Source organism: Rhodococcus sp. NBC_00297 (assembly GCF_036173065.1).
In the GTDB taxonomy this organism is placed as follows: Bacteria; Actinomycetota; Actinomycetes; order Mycobacteriales; family Mycobacteriaceae; genus Rhodococcoides.
In genome coordinates, this window is the sequence record NZ_CP108041.1 from 1,428,398 (window position 1) to 1,453,052 (window position 24,655).

The 24,655-nt window shown below is 67.1% G+C and carries 30 protein-coding genes; 13 read left to right on the forward strand and 17 right to left on the reverse strand.

Features of this window, described 5'->3' with window-relative positions:
- Positions 1–14 precede the first annotated feature (14 nt).
- Positions 15–389 carry a histone-like nucleoid-structuring protein Lsr2 gene (locus tag OG947_RS06840; protein ID WP_081821111.1) on the reverse strand — a complete coding sequence of 125 codons (375 nt, stop codon included), beginning with the start codon at positions 387–389 and terminating at the stop codon, positions 15–17.
- A gap of 364 nt (positions 390–753) precedes the next feature.
- Here OG947_RS06840 and OG947_RS06845 point away from each other — a divergent pair, with 364 nt between their 5' ends.
- The 4 genes from OG947_RS06845 to OG947_RS06860 all read left to right on the forward strand — a co-directional run bounded on the left by OG947_RS06845 (position 754) and on the right by OG947_RS06860 (position 4,228).
- Complete coding sequence (locus OG947_RS06845) at positions 754–1,488, forward strand: GAF and ANTAR domain-containing protein (RefSeq protein WP_051613020.1); 735 nt, start codon at positions 754–756, stop codon at positions 1,486–1,488.
- Between the two features lie 187 nt (positions 1,489–1,675).
- On the forward strand, positions 1,676–2,668 hold the full coding sequence (locus OG947_RS06850; protein WP_328813430.1) for an NmrA family NAD(P)-binding protein: 993 nt from the start codon (positions 1,676–1,678) through the stop codon (positions 2,666–2,668).
- Positions 2,665–3,450, forward strand: a complete 786-nt coding sequence (locus tag OG947_RS06855) for an SDR family NAD(P)-dependent oxidoreductase (RefSeq protein WP_328813431.1) — start codon at positions 2,665–2,667, stop codon at positions 3,448–3,450. The genes OG947_RS06850 and OG947_RS06855 overlap by 4 nt, the downstream gene beginning before the upstream one ends.
- A gap of 52 nt (positions 3,451–3,502) precedes the next feature.
- Positions 3,503–4,228 (forward strand): TetR family transcriptional regulator, encoded by a 726-nt coding sequence (locus OG947_RS06860; RefSeq protein WP_328813432.1) that lies wholly within the window; start codon positions 3,503–3,505, stop codon positions 4,226–4,228.
- Positions 4,229–4,265: 37 nt separating this feature from the next.
- Here OG947_RS06860 and OG947_RS06865 read toward each other — a convergent pair whose 3' ends face one another.
- Complete coding sequence (locus tag OG947_RS06865) at positions 4,266–4,982, reverse strand: TetR/AcrR family transcriptional regulator (protein WP_328813433.1); 717 nt, start codon at positions 4,980–4,982, stop codon at positions 4,266–4,268.
- Positions 4,983–5,062: 80 nt separating this feature from the next.
- Here OG947_RS06865 and OG947_RS06870 point away from each other — a divergent pair, with 80 nt between their 5' ends.
- Entirely contained in the window at positions 5,063–5,911 is an 849-nt protein-coding gene (locus OG947_RS06870; protein ID WP_222628089.1) for an NmrA family NAD(P)-binding protein, read from the forward strand.
- 151 nt (positions 5,912–6,062) lie between these two features.
- Complete coding sequence (locus OG947_RS06875; RefSeq protein WP_155956917.1) at positions 6,063–6,206, forward strand: hypothetical protein; 144 nt, start codon at positions 6,063–6,065, stop codon at positions 6,204–6,206.
- Positions 6,207–6,269: 63 nt separating this feature from the next.
- Here OG947_RS06875 and OG947_RS06880 read toward each other — a convergent pair whose 3' ends face one another.
- Positions 6,270–7,232, reverse strand: a complete 963-nt coding sequence (locus OG947_RS06880; RefSeq protein ID WP_328813434.1) for an AraC family transcriptional regulator — start codon at positions 7,230–7,232, stop codon at positions 6,270–6,272.
- Positions 7,233–7,272: 40 nt separating this feature from the next.
- On the opposite strand from OG947_RS06880, the gene OG947_RS06885 reads away from it, so the two are divergent.
- Positions 7,273–8,136 carry an NmrA family NAD(P)-binding protein gene (locus OG947_RS06885; RefSeq protein ID WP_328813435.1) on the forward strand — a complete coding sequence of 288 codons (864 nt, stop codon included), beginning with the start codon at positions 7,273–7,275 and terminating at the stop codon, positions 8,134–8,136.
- A 34-nt stretch (positions 8,137–8,170) separates the two neighbouring features.
- Here the strand turns inward: OG947_RS06885 and OG947_RS06890 are convergent, their stop codons facing one another.
- Together OG947_RS06890 and OG947_RS06895 are read right to left on the reverse strand one after the other, a co-directional pair.
- Positions 8,171–8,974, reverse strand: a complete 804-nt coding sequence (locus OG947_RS06890; RefSeq protein ID WP_328813436.1) for an alpha/beta fold hydrolase — start codon at positions 8,972–8,974, stop codon at positions 8,171–8,173.
- A 145-nt stretch (positions 8,975–9,119) separates the two neighbouring features.
- Positions 9,120–10,061, reverse strand: a complete 942-nt coding sequence (locus OG947_RS06895; RefSeq protein WP_328813437.1) for an alpha/beta hydrolase — start codon at positions 10,059–10,061, stop codon at positions 9,120–9,122.
- 192 nt (positions 10,062–10,253) lie between these two features.
- On the opposite strand from OG947_RS06895, the gene OG947_RS06900 reads away from it, so the two are divergent.
- On the forward strand, positions 10,254–11,279 hold the full coding sequence (locus tag OG947_RS06900) for a hypothetical protein (RefSeq protein ID WP_328813438.1): 1,026 nt from the start codon (positions 10,254–10,256) through the stop codon (positions 11,277–11,279).
- A gap of 18 nt (positions 11,280–11,297) precedes the next feature.
- On the opposite strand, the gene OG947_RS06905 is transcribed toward OG947_RS06900, so the two are convergent.
- The 11 genes from OG947_RS06905 to OG947_RS06955 form a co-directional block, all read right to left on the reverse strand.
- Complete coding sequence (locus OG947_RS06905) at positions 11,298–11,678, reverse strand: GtrA family protein (RefSeq protein WP_328813439.1); 381 nt, start codon at positions 11,676–11,678, stop codon at positions 11,298–11,300.
- Between the two features lie 23 nt (positions 11,679–11,701).
- The gene (locus OG947_RS06910; RefSeq protein WP_328813440.1) at positions 11,702–12,382 is read right to left on the reverse strand and encodes a TIGR04282 family arsenosugar biosynthesis glycosyltransferase; all 681 of its coding nucleotides are present in this window, start codon (positions 12,380–12,382) and stop codon (positions 11,702–11,704) included.
- On the reverse strand, positions 12,379–13,035 hold the full coding sequence (locus OG947_RS06915; protein WP_328813441.1) for a glycosyltransferase family 2 protein: 657 nt from the start codon (positions 13,033–13,035) through the stop codon (positions 12,379–12,381). The genes OG947_RS06910 and OG947_RS06915 overlap by 4 nt, the downstream gene beginning before the upstream one ends.
- Before the next feature lie 2 nt (positions 13,036–13,037).
- Positions 13,038–14,099: an NAD-dependent epimerase/dehydratase family protein gene (locus OG947_RS06920; RefSeq protein ID WP_285189248.1), complete on the reverse strand. Its 1,062-nt coding sequence runs from the start codon at positions 14,097–14,099 to the stop codon at positions 13,038–13,040.
- Between the two features lie 38 nt (positions 14,100–14,137).
- Positions 14,138–15,517 carry a hypothetical protein gene (locus OG947_RS06925; RefSeq protein ID WP_442973098.1) on the reverse strand — a complete coding sequence of 460 codons (1,380 nt, stop codon included), beginning with the start codon at positions 15,515–15,517 and terminating at the stop codon, positions 14,138–14,140.
- Positions 15,514–16,215 (reverse strand): class I SAM-dependent methyltransferase, encoded by a 702-nt coding sequence (locus tag OG947_RS06930; protein WP_328813442.1) that lies wholly within the window; start codon positions 16,213–16,215, stop codon positions 15,514–15,516. Before OG947_RS06930 ends, OG947_RS06925 begins: the two co-directional genes overlap by 4 nt.
- A gap of 189 nt (positions 16,216–16,404) precedes the next feature.
- Positions 16,405–17,097: a hypothetical protein gene (locus OG947_RS06935; protein ID WP_222628112.1), complete on the reverse strand. Its 693-nt coding sequence runs from the start codon at positions 17,095–17,097 to the stop codon at positions 16,405–16,407.
- 164 nt (positions 17,098–17,261) lie between these two features.
- On the reverse strand, positions 17,262–17,774 hold the full coding sequence (locus tag OG947_RS06940) for a hypothetical protein (RefSeq protein ID WP_222628114.1): 513 nt from the start codon (positions 17,772–17,774) through the stop codon (positions 17,262–17,264).
- The gene (locus OG947_RS06945; protein ID WP_442973099.1) at positions 17,771–19,042 is read right to left on the reverse strand and encodes a molybdopterin-dependent oxidoreductase; all 1,272 of its coding nucleotides are present in this window, start codon (positions 19,040–19,042) and stop codon (positions 17,771–17,773) included. Before OG947_RS06945 ends, OG947_RS06940 begins: the two co-directional genes overlap by 4 nt.
- Positions 19,033–19,176 carry a hypothetical protein gene (locus OG947_RS06950; protein WP_328813444.1) on the reverse strand — a complete coding sequence of 48 codons (144 nt, stop codon included), beginning with the start codon at positions 19,174–19,176 and terminating at the stop codon, positions 19,033–19,035. The genes OG947_RS06945 and OG947_RS06950 overlap by 10 nt, the downstream gene beginning before the upstream one ends.
- A gap of 77 nt (positions 19,177–19,253) precedes the next feature.
- The gene (locus OG947_RS06955; RefSeq protein WP_328810423.1) at positions 19,254–20,054 is read right to left on the reverse strand and encodes an enoyl-CoA hydratase-related protein; all 801 of its coding nucleotides are present in this window, start codon (positions 20,052–20,054) and stop codon (positions 19,254–19,256) included.
- Positions 20,055–20,334: 280 nt separating this feature from the next.
- Between OG947_RS06955 and OG947_RS06960 the strand changes: the two genes are divergently transcribed.
- The 5 genes from OG947_RS06960 (at position 20,335) to OG947_RS06980 (ending at position 23,276) form a co-directional block, all read left to right on the forward strand.
- On the forward strand, positions 20,335–21,192 hold the full coding sequence (locus tag OG947_RS06960) for a GAF and ANTAR domain-containing protein (RefSeq protein WP_328813445.1): 858 nt from the start codon (positions 20,335–20,337) through the stop codon (positions 21,190–21,192).
- Positions 21,189–21,572, forward strand: a complete 384-nt coding sequence (locus tag OG947_RS06965) for an STAS domain-containing protein (protein ID WP_328813446.1) — start codon at positions 21,189–21,191, stop codon at positions 21,570–21,572. The genes OG947_RS06960 and OG947_RS06965 overlap by 4 nt, the downstream gene beginning before the upstream one ends.
- 17 nt (positions 21,573–21,589) lie before the next feature.
- Entirely contained in the window at positions 21,590–21,967 is a 378-nt protein-coding gene (locus tag OG947_RS06970; protein ID WP_328813447.1) for an ATP-binding protein, read from the forward strand.
- Between the two features lie 195 nt (positions 21,968–22,162).
- Complete coding sequence (locus OG947_RS06975; protein WP_328813448.1) at positions 22,163–22,675, forward strand: DinB family protein; 513 nt, start codon at positions 22,163–22,165, stop codon at positions 22,673–22,675.
- Between the two features lie 241 nt (positions 22,676–22,916).
- A complete protein-coding gene (locus OG947_RS06980) occupies positions 22,917–23,276 on the forward strand; it encodes a hypothetical protein (protein WP_328813449.1) in 360 nt (119 codons plus the stop codon).
- A 169-nt stretch (positions 23,277–23,445) separates the two neighbouring features.
- On the opposite strand, the gene OG947_RS06985 is transcribed toward OG947_RS06980, so the two are convergent.
- A complete protein-coding gene (locus tag OG947_RS06985; RefSeq protein ID WP_328813450.1) occupies positions 23,446–24,333 on the reverse strand; it encodes a sugar phosphate isomerase/epimerase family protein in 888 nt (295 codons plus the stop codon).
- Positions 24,334–24,655 lie beyond the last annotated feature (322 nt).

The following is a 24,655-nucleotide window of genomic DNA, read 5'->3' on the forward strand; positions in this document are numbered from 1 at the left end:
CGCGGACGCCTCGTTCAGCTTTCCCGTCCGCGACGACGGGGGCAGGTCGCATCCTCACGAGACGGCGGACGTGCTCGCGTCCGATACGCCGCCACGACAGAATCGGCGATGCGCCCGCGGTCGGCGATGGCGAAACCATGTCCACGCGCCCACGTGCGGATCGCCGCGGTCTCCGCGCGGTCCGCTGCCGTCCGACGCCGCACCGTCGAGATGTCCTCCGACCGACGTCCTCGGGTGCTCCACTCCGTGAGCAGGCCGTGGATCTGCGCTGCGTTCTCGGACGACAGGTCGATCTCGAACCATGTTCCCCGGTAACCGAACACGACGGTGTCGTCCGCGGACATCCCGTCCAGGTCGTCGATCAGCGTCACGTCAACCTTGCGAACCACGCGGAGCTCCTCGGACACACGTACGAACGACCACGCAGGGTGACCCCGCACGGGCCGATCTGCCGTTGTATCGGTAGGTAGTAGGAAGCCGCCACACTCTGGACGCCGCTGTCTGTGCGTGTCCATACCCTGTCCGGTGCCACTCAACCTTCCGTGAGGGGAGATTTTCTCTCTCGGCTCCATGGTGATCTTCGAGCGGTGTTTCAGGGTGGTCCCCCACTGGGCACAATTCTCCGCAGGTGCCCCGCTGCACCCGGAGTTCGGTGCTCGACTGTCGAAACCGACGGCGGTCGGCACCGACTTCCCGTGTTCGCGAGGCCCGTCACCGGTCGGCGCGACCTGAGACAGTGATGGAAAGAGCGCCGTGACCACGTCGGACCCCACACCGCCCGAGCTGCGGCTCGCTCTGGCCGTCCGGGCAGTTGCCGCACTCGCCGACGACGACCACGTCGCCGAGCTGCTCGATCGACTGACCGACGTCGCCTGCACCCTCGTCGATGCCGCCGACCACTGCGGCATCACGCTGTCGATCGGCGATGTCACCTTCACCGCCGCAGCCTCGAGCACGGAGATCGCGCCGATCAACGACCAGCAGTACTCCGCCGACGACGGTCCCTGTCTGCACGCGGCTCGCACGGCCGCCACCATCGTCGTCGATTGCACGGTCGACGACGATCGATGGCCGCATCTCGGACCTGCTGCTCGCCGCGTAGGCATCAACACCATGCTGTGTGCGCCGATCGTCTGCGACGATCGGCCGGTCGGATCGCTGACCCTGTTCGCCCGTGCACCACAGGGTTTCGACGATCTCGATCACCGCCTCGTCGAGCTGCTCACGGGAGTGACAGCGGATGCTCTCGAGAGGGCTCGACGTCGCCGCGAACTACACGGAACCATCGCCGGACTACGGGACGCGCTGGTGCACAGGGCTCCCATCGAACAGGCCAAGGGCATTCTGATGGCACTGCGTGGCATCGACGAGGATGCGGCCTTCACTGTGCTGTCGACCCGCTCCCAACATCTCAATCGCAAGGTGCGCGACATCGCCACCGAGTTCGTCGAGTCCGTCAGCGCCGCCGCGCCGACCGGCGATCTCTGACCGTCGGCGGAGGCGCCGTCGCGGTGCAGACAGAGTCGGTGGGACCGCCCCGACGTCCGAGCGAGAGCAGCAGCGGAGTTGCTCGCGACGCGTGATCAGCCCACACTTCTTGCAGAATGTGCATTGCATATGCAATATTCGCAGCACGCACGTGGGCGGGCCGGGTGCGAAGACCGGAGGGGGTTCCATGATCACGGTGACCAGTGCCGCAGGCGGTATCGGACGGCTGCTCGTCCGACAGCTGGCATCACGGGGTGTTCCGATACGAGCGGTGGTGAAGAACGACGACCAGGCCCGTTCGACTCGGCGGGACGGGGCCACCGAGGTCGTCGTGGGCGATCTGAGAGCCCCGCAGACACTCGACACGGCCCTCGCCGGCACGACCGTCCTGTACCACGCGGCTCCGACGCAGATTATCGACGAGCGACCCATCATCGATCACCTCATCGCTTCAGGACCATCACATGGTCTGCAGCACATCGTGTTCCACTCGGTGATCCACCCCGAACTGCACCAGCTGACCCATCATCGGCAGAAGGACATCGCGGAGGGGATGCTGCTCGACAGCGCGATCCCCACCACCGTCCTGAGACCGTCGCACTACATGCAGAACTACCTCGAGGTGTGGGACCTTCTGCACGCGGGCGTCATGCCGTACCCGGTCTCACCGGACAGCGTCATGGGAGTGGTCGACGTCGCCGATGTCGCCGAGGTGGCCGCCACCATCGCACTCGATCCGGCCCCACACACCGGGCGTACCTACGACCTGTCCACCGTCGAACTGACTCGCCGCCAGATGGCGGCGATCTGGTCGACGGTGTTGGGCCATCGCGTGACTGCTCTCCGCATCCCGCCGTCATCGCTCAGACACAGGACAGCCGCCCTGCCCGCGCTGGGACCGATCCTCGTCGAGGCCGTCCGGGCGACCGGAATGCACTCCGCGAGCCACCTCGTGCGGGGAATCGGCGCGGCCGCCAATCCCCGCGGCATGAACGACTGGCCGCACGATGCGCGCGAGGCGTATCGCACGATGATGTCGCATTACGACCTGCACGGACTTCCCGCCGGTGATCTGACCGTGCTTCCCGCACTGCTCGGACGCGAACCCACCTCCTACGAGGAGTTCGCCCGACGGTCCGCCTCCGAGCGTGGGCATCGGTCGAAGGACTCCCGAGGATGAGTCGCTCGCAGGATCCATTCCGACCGGCGCGGTCCATGGTGACCGGGGCGAGTTCCGGCATCGGGGCCGAGTTCGCCCGAGTCCTGGCCGCGCGCGGCTCCGACCTGGTGTTGGTGGCACGACGGGAGGACCGGTTGACCGTTCTCGCGGCCGAACTCGAACGTGCACACGGCATCCACTGCCGTACGGTCTCCCATGATCTGTCGGAACCCGCAGCCGGACGTCGACTGCGGACCCTGGTTCCCGAGAGACTGGACCTCGTCGTCAACAATGCCGGCTTCGCTGTACAGGGCCCGTTCGTCGACAACGATGCCGACGACCTCGCGCGGCTCCTGGCGGTCGATGTCGCTGCAGTGGTGGACATCTGCTCTGCCTTCCTCCCCGACATGATCTCCCGCGGCACCGGGTCCGTCGTCAACGTCGCCAGCACGACGGCGTTCCAACCCGTCCCCACCCTCGCCGTTTACGCCGCAGCCAAGGCGTTCGTCCTGAGCTTCACGCAGTCGCTGTGGTACGAGTCCAGGCGCCACGGTGTGCGAGTGTTCGCACTCGCCCCGGGTCCGACACGCACCGAGTTCTTCGATGTCATCGGCGAGTCCGCCGCGATGACCGGCTCGTACCAGTCACCGGCCGAGGTCGTCGCCACCGCGATGCGCGCCCTCGACGCCAGAACCTCACGTCCACAGGTTATCTCAGGACGGAGGAACGCCATCGTGGCCGCCACGGCAGCGCTGACGCCACCTCGGGTACTGCTTCCGGCGGTGGCGCGGCTGCTGCGCTGATCTCCCGAGTCGCCTTCCCCGCTCGGCCGACTCGGACTGTAGTGTCACGATCATGGCCAGGGCCTCGAAGTTCACTGCGGCCGACCGTCGCGCCGCTGTGGAGCGTGCCTTCGAGGGAACAGAGAGTCCCACCGCCGTCGCATCTGATCTGGGTGTCCACCCGACCACTCTTTATCGGTGGGCCGCGTCCGACACGGTGGACGACCCGGGGCCGGCGCCCACTCGGCTCGTCCACGCCACCCAGACGCTGCTCGAGCACTCCGACTACGGCGACATCACCGTGGAGGCCGTGGCGCAGCACTGCGGACTCGCGGCTCGGACCGCATTCCACCACTTCCCCACCAAACGCGACCTGTTCCACGCAGCCGTCAACGATGCCGCCACCACGCTGATCGACCGCATGGCAACGCGTTCCGAGCAGGCGACGTGGCCGGACGATCCTCTGGGACAGCTGCGATCGTTCCTGCACATCGCCGCGGCCACCATCTACGACACTCCGGCGACCCACGTGCTGTTCCGCAACATCGGTGTTCCCCGCAGCGAAGGAACCGCCGAGGGGTGGCACACCGACTTCGTCGTCGCGATCGAACAACTGCTGCACAGAGCGGCCGATGCCGGTCAGATCGAACGCCACACCGACGTGGCCGCGGCAGCGCAACTCGTGACCGGCGCCATGCGCGGGATCCACACCGCCGTGTTCGACGGCGCCTCTCCCGATGTCGCACTCGACCTGGTGGACCGCGTTCCCCTGCTGATACCCGGCCCCCGTCGACCGTGAGGTCGGCGAAAGGGAGAGGCGTCGTCGAAGTCGCTTGTCAGAGTCCGGCGATCACCCGATCGAGCCACTCGACCATGACCGCGCGCTCGGCGGCGCTCAACGTGTCCAAAGCCGGCGTGATCGCACGAAAAGCGACCGCGGCGGCGGCGTGGTCGTCCTGCTCGCGGTCGGGCGGGTCGGTGAGGATCTGCCGCATGACGGCATCGAACATCGCGTCGGCCAACTCGTCGTCGCGGTCCTCGGCCGGAGTCGCGAGAAGCACCGAGGTCGTGCCCACACCCGCTGCCTGGACGAGTCCGAGCGCCCGTTGTTCGCTCACCCGCAGTCGGCCCGTCTCGGCGACCCTGTGTATCCGAGCCCAGAGGACGTCCATGCCGGCCTGCGCCGCGCGAGATCGTGTCAGGTGCTGCGGGCCGTTCATCATCCGGAACAGTTCCGGGTTGGCGATGCCGAACTCGACCTGCGTCAGCCACCCGTCGTGCAGGTCCACGAGGGGATCCACGCCCTGCGACGCGGCCGTCTCGGTGATGCGTCTCTTCATCGAGACATGCTCGGCCAGAACATGTTCTGCTACGGATTCCAGGAGACCGTCCTTGTCACCGAACAGTCGATAGATGGTCGGGGGCTGTACGTCGGCACCCTCGGCAACCCCACGAGTGGTCACTGCGGCCACGCCGTGATCGCGCAGCAGGGCGGCCGCGACCTCGATGATCCGCGCCCGGACGTCGTCTCGAGTGCTGGTCGGCTTGATCACGTTCCAACGATAACAGTCTCGTGATACCGTTGTGTTTCCATCGATAACACCGGTGCGATACCAACGAAACTGAGGCACTCATGATCGTCATCACCGGCGCCACCGGCGCGCTGAACGGCGCCACTGTCGACCACCTGCTCAGACATCGCCCCGCTTCGGAGATCGCGGTGGCGGTCAGAGACGCGTCCAGGGCCCGACGCTTCGCCGATCTCGGCATCGAGGTGCGCCACGGCGACTACGCAGACCCGGCGTCGCTGCCGGACGCGTTCGCGAATGCCGATCAGCTGCTGCTCGTCTCGTCCAGTGATCCGAGGGCCGACGCAGTCTCCCTGCACCGCAACGCGATCGACGCGGCCGTCACCGCGGGCGTGGGGCGAATCTTGTACACGAGTCATCAGGGGGCCGCGGACGACACGCCATTCGGTCCGGGTCGAGACCACGCGGCGACGGAGCGGCTGCTGGCGGGTTCCGGCCTGCCGTGGACCTCGCTGCGCAACGGCTTCTACGCCCACAGCCTGGCCTGGTCGACTGGCCCCTGGCGCGAGTCCGGCGTCATCACCGTTCCGGCCGACGGTCCGGTGTCGTGGACGTCCCGAGCGGATTCGGCGGAGGCTGCGGCGGCGATCATCGCATCGAACGGCGCGTACGACGGACCGGTCACGGTGACCGCCGAGTCCGCACCCACCTTCGAGGAGGTGGCGGCGATCGCTTCCGACGTGGCCGGGCGGACGGTACGGCGAGTCCTGATGGACCCTGAGGACTGGATCGCAGCCCGGGTCGCTTCGGGACAGCCGGAATTCGCGGCTCGCTTCACACTCGGGATGTTCGACGCTGCAGCCGGCGGTTGGTTCGCCGGAATCGATCCCCTGCTGGGACAGTTGCTCGGCAGGTCGCCTGCGACCGTGCGCGACGCGCTGACTCTCGCGTAGCCTCCACGGCGCCCGTCAAAGGTCGAGGGTGGCACTCCAGGACAGCGAGACTCAGACCGGTCGTTCCGCCCTCACCCGCAGCCGTTGTGCTGATCGGCATGTTCGGAGGACAATCACCGGATCGGTGACGTGTTCGGTGAGAGGGTGTGCGATGTCTGTGTCGTGGGAGTCTCTGTCTCGTCGGCGCGGCGTACGGGTGACCGGCGGGCTCGTCGGCGTGTACGTCGGCCTGGTGGCCTACTGGTTCGTGCAGGATGCCGCCCACCGTGTGGCAGCGCGGAAGGCTGAGGCATAGCCTCCGTTCGTGCCGCTCCGAGTCTTCGTCCGATGTGAGGGGTTGTCGGACAACAGGATGCCCCTACGACGCCGACCCTGAGTGCCGCATCGACGACGGGGACCGACCCATCGTGCGGGTGAACGCTCGCGAGAACGCCGCGTCGGACCCATATCCGAACGAGGCCGCGACCGAGGAGATGGTGGCGTTCGATCTCATGAGCTCCGCCGCCGCGAGCTGCATGCGCCGACGGGTCAGGTGGACCAGCGGGGCCTCACCCACCAGCGCGGTGAAGAGCGCGGCGAAGGCGGATCGAGACATCGCCGCCGTCCGAGCCAGATCCGCCACCGTCCACGGCCGCTCCGGATGCCGATGCATCGCGATGACCGCGGCACCGATCTGTCTGTCGCGCAACGCCCCCAGCCAGCCGCCGATCTCAGCGCCCTCCTCTCGGAGCCACGCTCGGACGAGATCGATGATCAGGATGTCGGCAAGCCGCGTCACCACGGCCTCCCCACCCGGCCGGCGGGCAGCGGCCTCGTTCGCGAGCAGTTCCAGTACCGCGGCCGAGACCGCAGACCCGCGATCACCCACCAGCACATCGGGCAGCACGTCGAGGAGTGAGCGGGCAGTCGGATGATCGAACTTCACGGCGCCACAGATCAACACGGCCCGCTCGCCCCCGCCGCCGTGCTCGAGAACGATGAAGCGGTCCGAGATCCACTCGGGCTCCGGGTCGTACATCGACACCGACAGGGATGACGGATCGTCCACAACTCGGTGGCCTCGACCGTGCGGGACCAGCACGCACTCACCCTCGCCCACCAGCCGAGGTTCCGTCCCCGGCAGGTCGAGCAGGCACGATCCCACCACCGGTGCGTGAAACCACAGGCAGTCCTCCATCGCGGGGATGTCGAGACCCCAGGGAGCCGTCAGTTCCGATCGAACGTAGAACACCCCACGCATCCGCAGCGAGTGCAGGGCGTCGCCGAGCGCATCGTCACCGCGCCACATCCTGGACGATCGATCATCAATGGTGGACTCCACGGTATTCATTGTCCACCACGAACCCGGCACCGCGAACATCGTGACCACACAACGAACCATCACTGTTCTCGGCGCCACCGGCCGAACCGGACGACGCCTCACCGACACGCTCCTCGGCCGCGGATGGAAAGTACGCCGTGTCGCGCGCACCGCACGGCCCCACCCACACCCGGCTGCCACCACGCACACGGGCGACCTGACCGACACCGACTTCCTCACCACCGCGTTCACCGGCGTGGACGCGGCCTACGTCCTCGTCCCGTTCGACCCCACAGCACCCGACGTCCGAGCACACATGGACGACATCGGGTCCTCCATCACCGACGCACTCCGACGAGCACGGGTGCCACGCGCCGTCGCACTCAGTTCCCTGGGCGCCGAACTCGAGCACGGGACCGGATTCCTCACCGCACTGCACGCTCAGGAGCAGCGACTCACCGCCCTCGAGACCGATCTCGTCCTTCTCCGACCCGGCTACTTCTTCGACAATCTCGACCCCGTCCTGCCCCACCTCCGCCACATCGGGGCACTCCAGGACTCCATCGCCCCCGACGTGCCCCTGCCGATGGTGGCGGCCGGCGACGTCGGCGCAGCCGCGGCCGCGGCAGTCGAGGAACTCGAGCACCAGGGCACCACCATCCGCGAGATCAGGACCGCAGTCGATCTCACCCTGACAGACCTCGCCGCTGCGGTCGGCCGAGCACAGGGCATCGGCCATCTCCCCTACCAGCAGCTCCCCGACGAGGAGACGATGACCCAGCTACTCCAGGTCGGATTCTCCGACGATGCAGCGAGATTGCAGGTCGAGATGCACCATGCATTCTCTGCAGGACGCGTCGCCGCGACGGGGGACGACCCCCGCGCCCCGACGACGGTGGACGACTACCTGGCGTCGCGGGCGTGAGCGTCTACCGAAAGCGTGGCGTTCCCACGTCTGCTCACGACGCCGTGGTCGAACCCCGGATCACAGCCGCCACGAGATCAGGATCGTCCCACGTGGGAACGTGCCCCAGATGCTCGTGCACGATGACGGCGGCGAGGGACGGCAGCCCGTCGAGGTCCGTCTCCGCTGCACGGATGAGCGGGTCTCTGCCCCCGTAGACCACGGTGATCGGGACATCGATCTCGGCTCCGCCGCCGAAGCGAGTGCCTTCGAGGGCTGACATCGTGCGGTCGAAGTCGCACGTGGCGAGGTTGCGTGCATCGTCGGCTGCCACCACCGACGGGATGCGCCACGGACGGCCGAACAGCCCGAACAAGGCGACGGTCCGCAGCAGTGGCCGGCGCAGGAGGAACCCCACACCCGGAACGCGAGACCCGTGCACCCACACGGAGAAGAGCACCTGCCGACGCACACGGGCTGTGCCGCCCGTCGAGCGCCACAGCCCGGCGGGCATGAGCGCACACACGGACGTCGCCCGACCACGGCGCGCGATCTCCAACGAGAGCCACCCGCCGAGCGAATTGCCCACGAGGTGCGCACTGTCCCAGCCCAGTTCGTCCATCACCAGCTCCACCCGGTCAGCCAGTCGCGCCGGCGTGGGTGCGTCACCGTCGCCGAGGGGATCACTCTCTTCGAAGCCCGGGAGATCGATCGCGACGGTATCGAAGTGATCAGCCAGTGCCGGAATCACGGGGTCCCACATCTGATGTCGATGCCCGATCCCGTGAATCAGGAGCATGGGGGCTCCCCGGCCGGTCCTGCTGTAGCGAGGCAGTGCGGAGACATCGATGTCGGTCACGGGACAAGTATCGGTCCGAGACGGGCACCACCGATGTGGAGTGTGGCCAGTATCCGTGCGATGGGTCGGGACATTCGACAACCGAGCCGTGCGCGTGCGGTCACGCGGGAGCGACGACCAGCTCGGGTGGAGTCGTCTGAACGGCTCAGAGGTGGCGCGCAGCGAAGTCCACCGCGCACCGCAGCGTCTCGCGGCCTTCCGGAAGTACGCCTGCCAACACGGGAAATGCGTGCACCTGACCCCGCCACACATGGGTCTCGACGATCCGGCCGGCGTCCTCGAGCTTGCGCGTCATCGCCTCCACGTCCGGGCGCATCAACTCGTACTGCGCCGAGGACAGGAAGACCGGCGGAAACACCGACGGATCGGCATTGATCGGAGACGCTGCGCCCGGGATGGCGTCCGGACCGTTCATCCAACGATCCTCCAGCGCGAGAACCTGTTTCATCGGCAGATACGCGTCCCGCTTCATGAACGCACGGGAATGGCTCCTCAGGTCCAGATTGAGCAACGGCGAGAACCCCAGAACGGCCGCGGGTGGTGTCAACCCTTCCAGCGCAGCCAGTTCGGCGACCTTCATCGCGAGGTAACCGCCGGCCGAGTCTCCCGCCACGATGATCTTCGACGGATCGGCCACCGCCGCCGACGCGGCGCGGTAGGCGGCCATGGCATCGAAGATCGACGTGCCGATGCCGCCGTACGGAATTTGCCGGTACTCCACGGAGTACACCGGAACGCCCGCACGGGCGGCGATCATGGCACACGCACCGCGGTGGGTCGCCAGTCCGCAGAAGACGAAGCCGCCGCCGTGGAAGTAGAGAACCGTCGCACCGGCCAGAGTGCCGGTGGCCGTCCGAGGATGTGTCGTCTTCTCGCAGGGCACACCACCGAGAACCACCTGGTCGATCGTGACGCGAGGCGGCTTCGGCAGTCGGTCGACGACGCGATCGAGGTGCCCGATGGCCTTGATGCCGCCGTCGGTGAGCGGCCACATACTCAGGGTCGGCTTGAGGACCGCCTTCATCGCCGCCGACAGAACGCGTGCTTGCGGACTGATGTCGTCGTGCCAGGTGAGTGTGCCCGTCATCGTCTCGTCGTTCCCCTCGTGCGATGAAGCGTGGAGACGATCGACGCTATCAGCCCGGCTCCGTGCACCGATTCCGACAGACTCGAGCTCGGCTGTGCTCGTGGGAGCTCGGCTCGGGTTTCCCGCGTGAACGTGCTGGGTACGCATACGACGAACGCGCCTGGGCGCACTAGAGAAGTTCGGTGGTTCACTGTGAAACGCATCGTCGTCGCCTTGTCGGTACTGGCTCTCGTCGCCGGCTGTTCCACCGACGACACTGCACCTGCGCCGACGCAGACGCCCGCCGCCGAACCGGCTAGGGCGCCCGCAGCGCAGGATCCGATCGGCACCGTCGTTCCGCTTCCGGGCGCACCCGAGGGAATCGTCGTCACGTCGTCCGGCATCGCCGTCGCCGCAGTGCGTGAACCCGATGGCCTGAGGCTGCTCGACGCGGCGACCGGAGTCGAGCGATCGTTCGTGCCGACGGTCGGTGCGCCGCGACACCTCTCCCTCGCCGGCCCGGACGGACCGGTACTCGCGCCCCTCGAGTCCAGTGACGAACTGCTCCTGGTCGATCCGGCGAACGGAGCGACGCTCTCCACCACCCGGGGCGTCGGACGGCAACCGCACGATGCCGTGGTAACCGCCGACGGCGCGACCGTCGTGACCAACGAGATGGGCGGCGGAGTCGTCTTCGTACGCAACGGTGTCGTGACCGCATCTCTCCCCGCCGGTCCCGTGCAACCGGGCGGCGTTGCAGCCGTCGGCAATTACGCAGCTGTCGCAGACGTGCAGGGCAACGGGATCTGGATCTACAGCGGGCCGGACCAGAAGCTCGTCGCGCAGGGACCGTTGGGGACCAAACTGACGCATGCGACATCGCTCAGCCCCGACCTCGCTGCCTTCGCCGACACCGACGGTGGCGCGGTATACCTCGAACGCATCACTCCCGACATCAGCGAGGTCGCTCGCATCGACGCACCCGGCAATCCTTACGGGCTCGCCTACGACGCCGATCGGAAGCTCCTTCTGATCACGCTGACCGAGAGCAACATCCTTCGTGTCGTCGATGTGGCCGAGCCGGCATCGCCGCGGATCGTGGTCGACTCACCGACGGTTCGTCAGGCCAATTCCGTTGCCGTGGATCCACGAACGGGAAACGTGTTGGTGACAGGCAGTGACCCCGGCGCGGACTCGAGCCTGCAGATCATCCCGGCCGACAGTGTCGACGCGTCGTGACACGTGCCTGCGCGACGTTCACGATCGGTGTTCGGTGAACACCCGGCGCAACCCGACGAAGCGCACGACCGTGGCCACGAGGTTCGCGGCCACCAGGACGGACACCTCGACTGCTCGCGATGCATCGGGTACCCACCTGTGGAGGAGTACCAACGAGCCGCTGGTGACCGCCAGCCCGAGGGCGAAGACGACGAGCCCTTGCACGTACTGGCGAACGATCGCATCGGTTCCACGGATTCCGAAGGTGAACCGGCGGTTGATCGCGGTGTTGGCGAGCGCAGAGACCAGGAGCGCGAGCACGTTCGCGGCCTGGGACGACATGACGACTCGGAACACCAGAAACAACAGAACGTACGCGACGGCGCTCGCAGCCCCGACGAGGTAGAAGCGGAACAGCACACTCCGGGTTCCGGAGGTCGCGGTCAGAGTGTCTCTCCCGTCGGCCTCGAAACGGGGAGCGCAGCCACGCATCGGGCGAACTCACTGTTCGGGTGGCACTGTCGTGCGATCGGGTCGAGATCGACGAGTTCGTCCGCGTCACGCAGAGTCGGAGCTGCACCGACGACGAGGCCGCAGCGCTGCAGGGCGTCCCGGGTGTCGTCCCCGGTGCGGTCGGTGGACATCTCCACTGCTCGCAGCGCCTGCGCATCGGATGCGTCGTGCAGTCCGAGCACCCACCACCCTCCGTCCTCGGCACGGCCCAGGATCGCCGACGACGGTGCCAGAGCCTCACCGATGTCGGTGAGCATCGCGGGGTCGACCTGCGGTGTGTCCATGCCTATCTGCACGACGGGACCGGATCCGGCGGCGTCGTGATGCGCGTGGATCAGCCGTTCCGTAAATCCGTCCCCGCGCTGGTCGATGACGTCGAAGTAGGCCAGTGACTTTCGGATCTCGTCGCTGCGCATCGCCTCGGCCAGGTCGCCGGTCATCGCGACCACCCGCCGGGCAAAAGGAGCCTGCCTTGCCGCGGCAAGCGTGTCGAGCAGCGCCGCAGCCGCCACAGACGCGGCGTCCTCGGCGGTCATGGCGGCCATCAATCGAGTCTTGGCGAAGCCGGGTACCGGCGCTTTCGCGATGACGAGCAGCGTCGCATCCATCATGGAATCACCTTCGCGAAATCCCAGACGGCCACCACCGTGCCGCGAACCGACCCCGACACCTTCGACACTCCCCCGGTCCGCGGGCGGTACGAGATGTCGTGCTCGACCACTGTCCACCCTGCCCGAGCGGCGAGAACCAACAGCTGCAGCGGGTAGCCGGAGCGTCGGTCCGGGACGTCGAGCGAGAGCAGATCGTCGCGGCGGGCCACCCGAAGAGCGCCGATGTCGTGGACGTCGATCTTCAGCCGTCTGCGCAGACGCCAGGCAATGGCCTTGTTGCCGAGGCGGGCGTGCCACGGCGAGCCACTGCGGTGCACCGGGCGGCGCCGACCGACGACGAGTTGGGCGGAGTCCAACGCTGCGACGAGACCGGGCAGCTCGCGCGGGTCCATCGACCCGTCCCCGTCCATGACAGCCACGACGGTCGTTCGGGCAGCGGTGATTCCGGCGTGCACGGCGGAGCCGTACCCGGGAACAGCCTCGACGACCACGTGCGCCCCGTGCGCGCGGGCCACGTCCGCAGTGCCGTCGGTGGAGCCGTTGTCGACGACCAGACGGTGATAGCCGTCGGGCACGGCGTCGAGAACATCGGGAAGAGATTGCGCCTCGTTGCGGCACGGGAGTACGACGGTGACATCGGAAGGATCGATCATCGTCACACCACCGGGGCCGAGCCGTCGGATGCCGCCCGTAGCGGTGCCGACGCAAACCGCGTAAGCCCCTCGTCCGGACCGACGGCAGCTCGGAATCCGAGAATCTCGTCGGCCCGATCGGCACCGGCAACGATGTGCCGCACGTCGCCGGGACGGAACTGACCCGTCACCGCCGGTTCGATGCCGCCGCCGTGTGCACGACACAGAATGCGGGCCACGTCACCGATCGAGATCGGGTGTCCCGAACATACGTTGCAGGCCACGAACCCCGCTCCGTCGTGCTCGACGGCGGCAAGGTTCGCGGCGGCGACGTCCCGGACGTCGACGAAGTCTCGCATCTGCCCGCCGTCCTCGTACACCGTCGGCGGCTCACCAGACTCCAGCGATGAGCGGAACATCGCCGCGACACCCGAATACGGTGTGTCACGGGGCATTCGATCGCCGTAGACGTTGTGGTACCGCAGCGCCGTGACCGATCCGCCCGTCGCCAGCGACCACGCAAGTGCATAGTTCTCCTGCGCGAGTTTGCTTGCCGCATAGAGACTCCGAGGCTCGAGCGGAGCGTCCTCGTCCACCGTCTCCCACGTCACCGGCTCGTCACCCTCCGGGCACTTCGCATCGAAGACACCGTTCCGCAGATCCGACGGGTTTCGAGGGCGCGGACGGATGACACCGTGCACTGGGCAGCGGTAGCGACCTTCGCCGTAGACGACCATCGACGACGCGAGAACCAGCTTCCGACACTCGGCTCGGGCCATCGCGGCAAGTACTTCGGCAGTACCCAGATCGTTGTGGCTGGCGTAGGCGGGTGCATCCGCGGTGCTGACGCCGGCTCCGACGACAGCAGCCTGGTGGCACACCACGTCCACCCCCACCATGACGTCGTCCAGAGCGCCGGGGTCGCGAACGTCGACAGCCGTCACGTTCGGCGCGTGCCGCGGCGTCGGGCCGTGCGCGGAAGGCAGGAACGCGTCGACAGCCGTCACGTCGTGGTCGGCCCCCAGTAGTGCTTCGTGAATGTGTTCGCCGATGAAACCGGCCGCGCCGGTGAGTAACACGTGCATCGTTTCTCCTTGTCGTGTCGACCGAGGGGGCGGGTCGCTCACCAGTTCGTGTACGTCAGATGGTTGATCGCGAGTGCCAGCACGACTTGCGCTGCCAGCCAGAAGCGCACCGAGCGATCCCCGATCGCGACAGTGGCAACCGTCATCCACACTTGGAACGGCAGCCAGATGCGCTCCGTCTCCGCCTTGCTCAGCCTGCTCAGGTCCGCGAACGCCACCGCCAGCAGAGCGGCCACCACGAGCAGAGTCACAGGCTCGGCACGTCGCACACGCGGCAGTGACACCACGCGGGACAGGGCAGCGGGCACTGCGAGTCCCACCGCACACACCAGAGCCGCGATGTTGCCCCAACTCCAGTACTGGAACGGGCGCGCTGACGCGATGCCCTGCCAATATCGTTCCTGGACCGCGACGTACCCGTCGAACCACCAGAAGCCCGACGCGGTGAAGAGTCCGGCAACGACGAGGGCGCCACCGATCGCCGGTAGCAATGGCCGCACGCGGCGGGAGGCGATGAGGACCGCCAGAGCAACCAGGCCCATCAGAGCGAGTCCGTAGTTGAGATAGACCGAGAACCCCAGCAGGAGACCCGCCGCGAAGGCCGCGACGTCGTGTCGCGCTCGTCGCCCGGCTGCAGCGACGGCCAGGAGGGCGATGCCCCAGGCAGACACACCGGTGAAGAATCCGTCCGCGGAGACACCGATCCAGATCGCGCTGGGAGCGATCACGGCGAACGGGATCAACCGTCGAGCCGTGTCGCGGTCGACGAGCGCCGCCACAGCGACAACCGTGGCCACGGCGGCAGACGACCCGACGATCACACACAACCATGCGGCCGCCGCGCCTCCACCGAGTCCGATGCGGTCCAACCACACGAACGTCAGGATGGCGCCGGGGGGATGGCCGGAGACGTGCGTGGCCCACGAGTCCGCCTGGCCGTCGACGATCCGGTCGGAAAACCCACGCAGCGTGGCCCCGATGTCGTCGATCCCGCCGACTTCGGACAGATACTCGTCGCGGGACGTCAACTTGTCGACGAACCCTCTCTGCCAGCCGTCGACCGCAGCCAGTCCGACGGTCCAGACAAGGGTCGTCGCCCAGGTCACGAGGAGCAGGAGCCGCCACGACATGCGTGCCGCCACGGACGGGCCGAAAATCACCACCAGGACGCCGACGATCACCGCGACCGGGGTACCCGGGCCCACATGAGCGCCCACCCGCCCGAACAGCGGCGCGAGCGACGCGAAATCGTCGAAGTCGAAGCCCATGCCGTCGATCAGCGGAGTGACGACGGCGTTCTCCCGCCGCGCCACGACCACTGCCGCGACGACCAGTGCGGCCGCGAGGAGTGCGCCGATCAGTTCCGGAACTCGAGGAACCCACCCGCGCCGCCGATCGACCGCAGTCGGGCCGCTCACTCGGAAGTCTCGGGGGCCGAACTGTACGGGGGTTTGACGAAGTGAGCGAAGTGCCGACCGGCGATCGCGGTCACACCGACCGGTACCAGCCCTCGTGCCGCGGCGAGTGGTGCCAGCGTGTCCGCATCGATGCGCGCCCAGTCGTACCACGGCCCCGCAGTCTCGTCACTCTCGATACGCAGGCGTTCTGCGACGAATCCCGTTCCGGGGGCCGCCACTTCGACGTGCACCGTTCCGCTCTCACAGGCGATGTCGTGCGCGCGACCGATGACACGGCCGGGATCCCCGCCGATGCCGATGTTCCCGTCGACGAGAAGCACTGTGTCCCAATGCCCTTCGTGTGGAACGATGTCGAAGATGTCGGCCAGCTCGGCCTTGGCGCCGCGTTCACGGACCAGCGCGACAGCTGCCGGGGACGTGTCCACGCCCATGGCCGACACTCCCCGTCGGCGCAGTTCCTCGACCAGGCGGCCCGGCCCGCACGCGAGATCGATCGTGCGGCCCCGGCAGAGGGCGAGCAACGTCTCGTCCACTGCACGGTCATCGGCGTCTGCGTGCTCGCCGCCGAGCCAACGCCCGACCGGCAACAAGTTCCGTCGGCCGTCCCGGTGCCGCACCCACCACGCGGTACCGGTGGAGGCAGTGTCGAACAGAACATCGAAATTGTCAGGGGCCTCGCCCGCCGAAGTCGCTGTCACGCTTGTCCCTTCTACAGACCCCGACTGGTCCGGCACTTCCTCGATGTGGATGGTTGTCCATTCCCGGTGGACGTCGGCGACAAACGTCGCGTTCAGTCGTTTTCCACGTTCAGGGGCCATCGCCCGACTCGTCGACACGATCCGGCCCACACCGGTGTCGATGTGGGCCGGGTAAAAGGCTGTGCCTCGTTACTGCGTGTTGACGGTGATCGTGGCGACTCCCACCAGCAGTCCCGGGGTGACGGCGTCGGTCTTGAACGTCTCGTTCAGCAGGCCGGCGGCGGTCTCGGAGATATGCACGGTCGTGCCCTGCAGAATCGCGGTGTTGTTCGGGCCGGTGGCCAGCGGCTCGAGGGTGCGGCCGTCGAGATCGAACAGCACGGCGTCGGTGGCGGCGCTCTCTCCGTTGACGGTCACATCACCCATGAGCAGTGAGGTGCCCGGATCGATGACGAAGTTGGTCAGCTCCACCGTGGTGCCGCCGGCGGTCAGGGACAATCCGCTGCCTTCGTGGTCGATGGAGCCCTGCACGTACGGATCGACCGTGCCCGGCGTCCAGTACTTGACGTTGCCGCCGGTGATCGGGAATCGAAGTGATCCGTCCGCCAGGGTCGCCGTGCCCACGGTTCCCGGGGTCAACCCGAGCGTGGTCAGAGCGTCCGTGAAGCCGGTATCGAGCGCAACGGCGGTGTCCACGCCGGTCAGAGCATCGACCTGCGCGGCGGGTTCGGGCTGAGTGGACGTCGATGCGGCAGCGGAGGACGAACTGGACGTCGTTGCCGCTGCCGATCCGCCGTCGTCGCTGGACGAGCAGGCGGCCAGCGGGACGAGGGACATCACGCCGATCGCGGTAGCGGCCACGGACTTACGAATGGTGAACATTGCAGCTCCTTGTCGTCGGTAATGGTTACTCCACATTCGCCGCGACACGGCCCATGGATGGTGTTCGACTGCAATAGTTCCCGCGGCCACCTGCGTGGCAGCGATGGTGGAACGTCACCGAAGCGGGCGTGAAACGTTCTCGTGGAGATCTTTTCGCATGATCCCTAGGCGCCCTGTGTATCCGTCCGATCGTGGCCGCGTGGCATCGCTGGTGACGGCCGCCTCACCGCCGCGAGCACCCGCACCACGAACACCGCGGCGCTGATCGCGATCATGGCCGCCACGACCCACAGCCACCGCTCGAGATACGGGTCACGATTGAGGCCCGTGGCCGCCACGATGGCAGTGTCGTCGGTGTTCAGGATGCCCGGGAAGAACACCAGCAGCGTCAGCGCGGCGCCGAGGGCCGGCACCCGGATGTGCTGCCGCACCGAAACCTGTCGAACCGTCCAGTTGCGAGTCGGGCGCGTCGCCCGATCCGCCAGCGAGTACAGCGGGTACAGAACCAGGTCGTGCAGGATCGCCGCGCCGATGAACCAGACGGCGATCGACTGCCACCACCTGTCCGGGTTCCACAGTGCGTCCACCCCGAGAGTCAGGACGGCGGCACCCGCGAGGACGAAGGACACGACCATGACGGCCGCGTGAGCCGCGCCTGCCCCGTACAGCCGCCTCATCGATCGGCCCCGCCTGCGAAGTCGATACGCGACACCCACTTGGTGTTGTGGACACCGGGAAGGCCCGGAACGATCACACGCGCGGGATAGCCGTGGTCGAGCGACAGCGCCGCACCGTTGACGGTCAACGCGAGAAGCGAATCCGGATGCCACACCTGGTTCTGCGCCAGCGTCGCCTGCGCGAACGCACCTCCCTGTTCCAGCGAGGCCACTGTGGCGGTGCCGTCGGTCACGCCGGCGAGGCCGGCGAGGTCCCGCAAGCGCACCCCGGTCCACTCCTGCGTCGTCGACCACCCCTCGACGCACGCGATCGGCAATACCGCGGTGTGCTGATCCATCGCCTCGAGTGCTGCTCGGTCGAGAACCACGCTCGTCGTTCCCGACAACTCCACACGCCATGAATCCCCGGTGGACGCCGGATCGATTCCCGCTGCGACCGCCGTGCGATTGATCTGGAAGTCGTTCGGCCCGTCGCCGTAGGAGCGGCCGCGGGGCACCAGCAGAGCGGTCGATCGCAATGGCCCGTCGATGGTCTGCCCGATAGTGAGTGCCGCCAGCAGTCCGCTCCCGCCGGCCACGAGTGCAAGGGCCCCGCGCCGAGAGATGCCGTCCGGCGCTTTCTGCTCGTGCTCCGGTTCCACCCAGGCCGCTCGATTGCGCTCCCGGAGCACCTCGGACAGCGACGTCTGCCGCAACGTCCTCCACATGACCGGAACCTTGACGGCCACGTGCGCGAGGAATCCGGCAATGAACACCCATGCCCCAAAGTAGTGGGCCGTGTAGAAGTCGAAACCGAAGACGTAGTCGTACTGGATGTTGAGCACACCGGTGACGATCTCGAACAGCACACCACCGACGAGCATCAACAGGCTGAGCCGCTCCAGCGCCTGCGCCGGGGATCGGACCGGCGGCCACTGCACCAGCTTCGGCATCACCGACCACAGCTTCGCGAGCACCAACGGAATGATGACGATGCCGAGCGTGACGTGCAGGCCCTGGTTCACCCGGTAGATCCATGACGGATCGGTCGGCCAGTCGAACTGGGGCAATCTCAGCCACCCCACGTCGCCCGGGCGGGCCTGCCCGAACTGCGGCCCGTACGCGATGTAGGACAGCAGCCCGGTCACGGTGATCACCGGCAGTGCCACGAGAAGGACAGCACCGAACACCGACGTCAACCACGGACCGCGGATCGCACTCTGGAACTGGGGCAGAGGAGGCAACGGCACGACCCTTCGACTACCCCGACGACTGATGCTCACCACCATGGCACGTCGACGCTCGCCGTGCGAGCGAACTGGGCAACGAGCATCCCGATGGCCGTGCGGTACAACTCCAGTGAACCGGTGGTCGACTCCCCGGCAGCCAGCGCGAACGCGAACACCGAACGCACCTCGAGCACCGCCTCGACCCGATGCGTTCAGTCGGTACGACCGGCCCACATGATTCTCGCAACCCGAACGTGGTTGCAGGACTGCGTCAGGACATGACGCCTGTGAACTTGGGTCGCCGCTTCTCCATGAAGGCGCGCCCACCTTCCACGGCATCGTCCGAGCCCGCGCACATGGCCACGAAAGCCTCGGCCTCGGAGAGCATCTCCGGGTAGAGGTCGCTCGCGAGGGCCACCTTCGCAGCCCGCACCGACATGGGTGAATTGGCCGCGATGGTCGTCGCGAGTGTGCGTACGGCCTCGTGCAACTGGTCTTTCGGAACCACCCGATTCACGAGACCGATGGAGAGCGCGGTCTCTGCCGTGACGCGACCGCCGGTGTACAGCATCTCGGCGGCGTGACCGGAGCCGACCATGCGCTGCAGCACGCGCGTCGGCGGAACCGGGTATGCAATTCCCAGACGTGCGGCGGGAATCGCGAACGCGCACGCCTCATCGGCGATGCGGATGTCCGCGGTGAGCGCGACGGCGACGCCGGCGCCCATACAGAAGCCGTGCACCATCGCGATGGTCGGCGTGTGCATGGCGGCGAGTCCGAAGAACAACGCGGCAATGGCGTCGTCGGCGGCCTGCTTGGCATCGGTGGAACCGTGCTGCGATTCGAACTCCGAGATGTCGGCTCCGGAGACGAATGCCTCCGAACCTTCCCCGCGCAGCACGATGGCGCGGATGTCGGGGCGTTTGTCCAGCTCTTGCAGTCGCGCGTGCAGATCGCGCATCATCGCTGCGCTCAATGCGTTGCGACGGGTCGGATTGCTGATCACGGCCCATGCGACCGCACCGTCGATCTCGACGGAGACAGAGCCTTTCTGCTCCACTGTGGCAGTCATGACAGGCCGTTTCGACGAACTTCTGGGTGCTCCATGCATGAATTTTAGATTCGGGCCTTCCACCGAGAGCGCGGCCGAACCATTGTCTGGCGGTCTCACAACCCGGCCGCACTGTCCCGTGGTCGTGACCGCGCATTCCTGCCCCGTGTCACCTCCCGCGCACCCACACGTCACTAGTCGGTCTGCGTCGGACGAGCATCGACCGGACGTCCAGTGGTCGCGCGTTGCGACATACCGTGTGTGGGGTCGACAGTCATGACTGCACCACAGAGGACTCCGCATGACGGATTCGGTCACGCCCGGCCTGCCCCCGGACGATCACAGCACGGCGGCAGCACTGGCCGCCGCGAACGCCTTCGACGACGAGATCGCGGGAGCGCTGTCGTCCCGCACGGCCAGTGGTGTCCGCACGGCGATCACGATGCAGTACTTCGCCGCGGACACCTTCGACGCATTGGACGCCTTTCGTGGACTCCTGCTGTCGCACAGTCGGTTCGAGATCCTCCTCCAGGGCTTGTGCGAACAGGCGGTCGCCGCGATCCCCGGAGCGGACATGGCCGGGGTGACCCTCCTGCATCACGACGCGGCGAACCCTGAGACCGCGGCGCGGTCGGATTCCCGAGTCAGCGACATCGATGCCGATCAGTACCGCGTGAACGAGGGGCCTTGCCTCGAAGCCGCCCGGACCGGGCGCATCGTGTGCGTGCACGTCGAGGATGCTGCGGCGCGATGGCCGCTCTTCGCCGCTGCAGCCTCCGAGGCCGGTGTGCGCAGCTTCCTGTCGGCACCCCTGGACGTCGATTCCGAACATGCTGGATCGCTGAACATCTACAGCTTCGGCGATCACGGCTTCAGCGACATCGACGAGGTGCTGGTCACGGTGCTCGTGACCGCCGTGGAGGTCGCGGTGTGGGAATCGCGGCACACCGCGGACGCTCGGGAAGAGTCAGGCAACCTCCGCAGAGCGATGGAGACCCGCGCCTGCATCGAACAGGCGAAGGGCATCGTCATGGCAGTTCGGGGTATCACCGCGGACGCGGCCTTCGCCGCTCTGGTAGAGCAATCGCAACGAGAGAACGTGCGTGTGTCGGTGCTTGCGGAACGCACGGTCACCTCGGTCGTGGCGGTACCGCTGTGACCCTTGATCGCGCACGCGAACAGGACGTCGACCGACGGTCCGTCCAGGTCACCGCCGCCCGCAACGGGGCTGTACTCATCGTGTCGGTCCGCGGCGATCTGGACCTCGAGTCCACGCCCATGCTGACGGCAGGTCTCGACCGAGCACTGTCTGACGACGCGCCCTCCGCGGTGATCATCGACCTGACCGACGTCGATTTTCTCTCTTCCACCGGCATGACGGCCCTCATCGACACGCACCGCCGACTCGGCGCACTCGTCGCGCTCGCTGTCGTGTCGAACGGGCCCGCGACCACCCGTCCACTCACGCTGGTCGGAATGGACGAGATGCTCTCGCTCCACGCCGACCTCGACGCGGCACTGGCCGCGGTGTCGTCCTGAACGGTCGCACGGCGGGCGTGCTGGACGCGACCCATGACGGTGTCACAGACAGCACTCTCGGTCCGAGCGTCCAAAACCCGGGCCTCGTCATGTCCGATGTCCCCGCTGACGCCCTGTGCATCGGCGCCGTACGCAGAGCATTGGCCGCCTGGCTCCGTATCCTGCCGTTCGACGATGCCCGCAGAGCCGATGTGGTGCTGGCGGTGTACGAAGCGATGGCCAATGTCGTCGACCACGCGTACCTCGACACGGACGGTGTCGGCACGATGCAGATCAGCGCCACCTATTCGGTCGACCTCGGCGCGCTGGACGTCACCGTCGCTGATCTCGGGCGGTGGAAACTGCCTGTGCACAACGCTCTTGGGGTAACGGCCTGCCGCTCATCACGGCACTGAGCACATCGTCGACAGTGGATCGTTCGGACACGGGGACCACCGTCCGCGCGACATGGTCCTCGACGGCGCGTCAGCACCCGGAGTCCGCTTTCCACTGACTGAACGCTCGGGATGACCCACTCGCGCAGCTCACCTGGATCCGTAGCATCGAGTCGGTCGAACCCACGTGTCGGTGTCCGGACATAGAGTTCGACCATGACCGACCCTGTGAACCGCGTGGAACCGCCGTTCGTCGCGGACGAAGTGACCATGCTCGAATCGTGGTTGGACTACCACCGAGCAACTCTGCTGTGGAAGTGCCACGGTCTCACCGACGCGCAGTTGACAGTGCGGTCGATACCGCCGTCCACTCTGTCCCTTCTCGGCTTGGTGAGACACCTGACAGAAGTCGAACGTAGTTGGTACGCCAGACGGCTCGCGGGCCGTGAACGCCCACCTCTGTACTACTCGGACGCCGAGCCCGACGGAGACTTCGACAGCCTCGACTCGGCACCTGTCGCGGAGGTGTTCGCCGCCTACGACAGGGCCGTCCAGGACAGTCGGGCCCTCGCCGCGAACACCGACCTGGAAGCGTTGTCGATCGGCACGGTCGACGGCCTGCAGGTCTCGCTGCGCTGGATTCACCTGCACCTGATCGAGGAGTACGCCCGACACAACGGACACGCAGATCTCCTCCGCCAGTGCATCGACGGGGACACCGGGGAATGACCGCCGATCGTCGCGCGACAGACCACGCTCGGCGATCGGAACGCGGTGAACGGTCCACTCGCGCAGAAGTCTGATGTGTCCGCGCTGGGTCCTGACAACAGTGCACGGCGCGGTGGCGGCACACCGCCCTCGATCTCCTCGGTGACGATACGCTCGAGCCATGAGTCCCGACCCGACCTCGTCTGTCGGGTCGCCTTCAGGTGACGAACCTTCAGACGTCACGCTCGGAGTCGTTCTGGCGGTGAGTATGTTCCTGCCGGCCTATCTCGGTGCCACTCTGATCACGGATGCACTTCTCGGTCGACCGGGACTACCGACGTCGCCTCTGGTGTGGCTGCTCGTCGCTACACCACTCGGAATCGCGATCGTCCGCTTCGAGGAAGCCGTGCAGGCCAGATCGGACTGGGACAAACGACAAGGCCTCTGGTACGGGACGGGGGTGGGACTGATGACCCTGCCCCCGCTCGGTCTCGCGCTGTTCGCAGCCGCACCGGTTCTGACCTCGCTACCTCGGGGCGGACCGTCTGCGCTCGTCGTCGCGGCACTGGTGATCCTGGTCGGAGTCATCGTCGTACGGGGGAAGCTTCGCGGGCCTGCCTGACGTGGTGGCGCGAACAGTCGTACGGCGGTCGGTCCTGCTGGGCCGATGTTTCGGCGACGACGTTCCTGGCAAGTCCTTGCTCCTCGGCCATCGACGGCTCAGCCGTTCGCGCCGACCGCGGTGTACTCCCCACGATCATCCGACAGTGGATCGTCCCGCCGACCGGACGTCATGGCAGGGGATGCACCAGTGCGACTGCGCTCTCGTGCGCTCGGGTGAGGGCGAGATCGAGTGGCATGCGTCGGAAGTCGTCGGACAAGATCTCGACACCCCAGGTTCCGTCGTATCCGACCTCGCGCAGAACACTGATCAGTCCGTTCAGGTCGAACACTCCCTCACCGCACAGTCGACGGTTGTCCATCGTGTCGTCGAACAACGACCCGACGACGTGCTCGTCGGCGTCATCGAGTTCCACACCGAACACGACGTCGCCGGTCAGGGAAGATCGCAGTTCGTCGAGGGTGGTGCCGGCCCGGAAGAGGTGCCAGGCATCGACGATCACGCCGCACGCGGGATCTCCTGTGGCGCGGGCGAGGTCGGCCCCGTCCGGGATCATGGAGATGATCGAGAACGGCATCGGTTCGATGGCGATGCGGGTGCCGCGCTCCGCGGCCTCGCGGGTCAACACGCGTAACGCGTCGACAAGTGGTTCGAGGTCACGAGGCGGCGCATTCTCCGAGCCGATCTTGATGTGCGTCGGCTGGAGGATCTCAGCGGCCTCCAGCAGCAGGTCGCGAGTGTCGTGGGTGCTTCCGTTCTCTCCTCTGGGGATCCACCACCGTTCCAGCAGTTCGATCTCGACATACCTCAACGGCGAATTGTCGAGCATGCTCCGCAGGGCCGGTAGTCCGATGTCGTCGCGAATTGCCGCGAGGTCCGCGGCGACGATCCCCATGCCGGCGAACCCGGCATCGGATACCGCCGTGATCCGGTCCGCGATCGGAATCGGACTCACAGGGTGTGGCGCGTCGGGGCGGACATCGCCCGCCGACGTCCAACACGCTGCGATCAGTTCCGGCGCCATCGGTGCGATGCGTCGGTCCGCTCCTCGGGTCATGGTCAGGATCCTGTCTGCGTCGGGGTACCTCGCGGCCACCGCGATGAGGACTGGTGCGACGTGGCCCGGATGCAGGAGGTGGCACCGGGGGCGAGGTGGTCACCTGCAGTGTGCCGATTGCGACATCGTCGGATCAAGCAGGTGGAGCCATCAAAAACCCCTCGCCGAGGTGAGCCGGCGCCGCCCCGGTTCCGATCGTCGCCCGATGATCGAGTCACGCCGAGTGGGTACGACCGAACTTCTGCGGCAATGTTGAAAACGGCTGGAGCCACGCAGTGATCGTCGTCAGCGCGATCACGGAGTTGGAAGCAGTGGCCGTCGT

Bases quoted from the DNA above. Each gene is read 5' to 3' on its own strand.
- OG947_RS06945 (WP_442973099.1), bottom strand. From the start codon at position 19,042: ATGGTGGTGAGCATCAGTCGTCGGGGTAGTCGAAGGGTCGTGCCGTTG.
- OG947_RS06960 (WP_328813445.1), top strand. From the start codon at position 20,335: ATGACGGATTCGGTCACGCCCGGCCTGCCCCCGGACGATCACAGCACG.
- OG947_RS06860 (WP_328813432.1), top strand. From the start codon at position 3,503: ATGGCCAGGGCCTCGAAGTTCACTGCGGCCGACCGTCGCGCCGCTGTG.
- OG947_RS06985 (WP_328813450.1), bottom strand. From the start codon at position 24,333: ATGACCCGAGGAGCGGACCGACGCATCGCACCGATGGCGCCGGAACTG.
- OG947_RS06895 (WP_328813437.1), bottom strand. From the start codon at position 10,061: ATGACGGGCACACTCACCTGGCACGACGACATCAGTCCGCAAGCACGC.
- OG947_RS06920 (WP_285189248.1), bottom strand. From the start codon at position 14,099: ATGCACGTGTTACTCACCGGCGCGGCCGGTTTCATCGGCGAACACATT.
- OG947_RS06915 (WP_328813441.1), bottom strand. From the start codon at position 13,035: ATGATCGATCCTTCCGATGTCACCGTCGTACTCCCGTGCCGCAACGAG.
- OG947_RS06975 (WP_328813448.1), top strand. From the start codon at position 22,163: ATGACCGACCCTGTGAACCGCGTGGAACCGCCGTTCGTCGCGGACGAA.
- OG947_RS06955 (WP_328810423.1), bottom strand. From the start codon at position 20,054: ATGACTGCCACAGTGGAGCAGAAAGGCTCTGTCTCCGTCGAGATCGAC.
- OG947_RS06855 (WP_328813431.1), top strand. From the start codon at position 2,665: ATGAGTCGCTCGCAGGATCCATTCCGACCGGCGCGGTCCATGGTGACC.
- OG947_RS06850 (WP_328813430.1), top strand. From the start codon at position 1,676: ATGATCACGGTGACCAGTGCCGCAGGCGGTATCGGACGGCTGCTCGTC.
- OG947_RS06875 (WP_155956917.1), top strand. From the start codon at position 6,063: ATGTCTGTGTCGTGGGAGTCTCTGTCTCGTCGGCGCGGCGTACGGGTG.
- OG947_RS06940 (WP_222628114.1), bottom strand. From the start codon at position 17,774: ATGAGGCGGCTGTACGGGGCAGGCGCGGCTCACGCGGCCGTCATGGTC.
- OG947_RS06910 (WP_328813440.1), bottom strand. From the start codon at position 12,382: ATGATGGATGCGACGCTGCTCGTCATCGCGAAAGCGCCGGTACCCGGC.
- OG947_RS06870 (WP_222628089.1), top strand. From the start codon at position 5,063: ATGATCGTCATCACCGGCGCCACCGGCGCGCTGAACGGCGCCACTGTC.
- OG947_RS06935 (WP_222628112.1), bottom strand. From the start codon at position 17,097: ATGTTCACCATTCGTAAGTCCGTGGCCGCTACCGCGATCGGCGTGATG.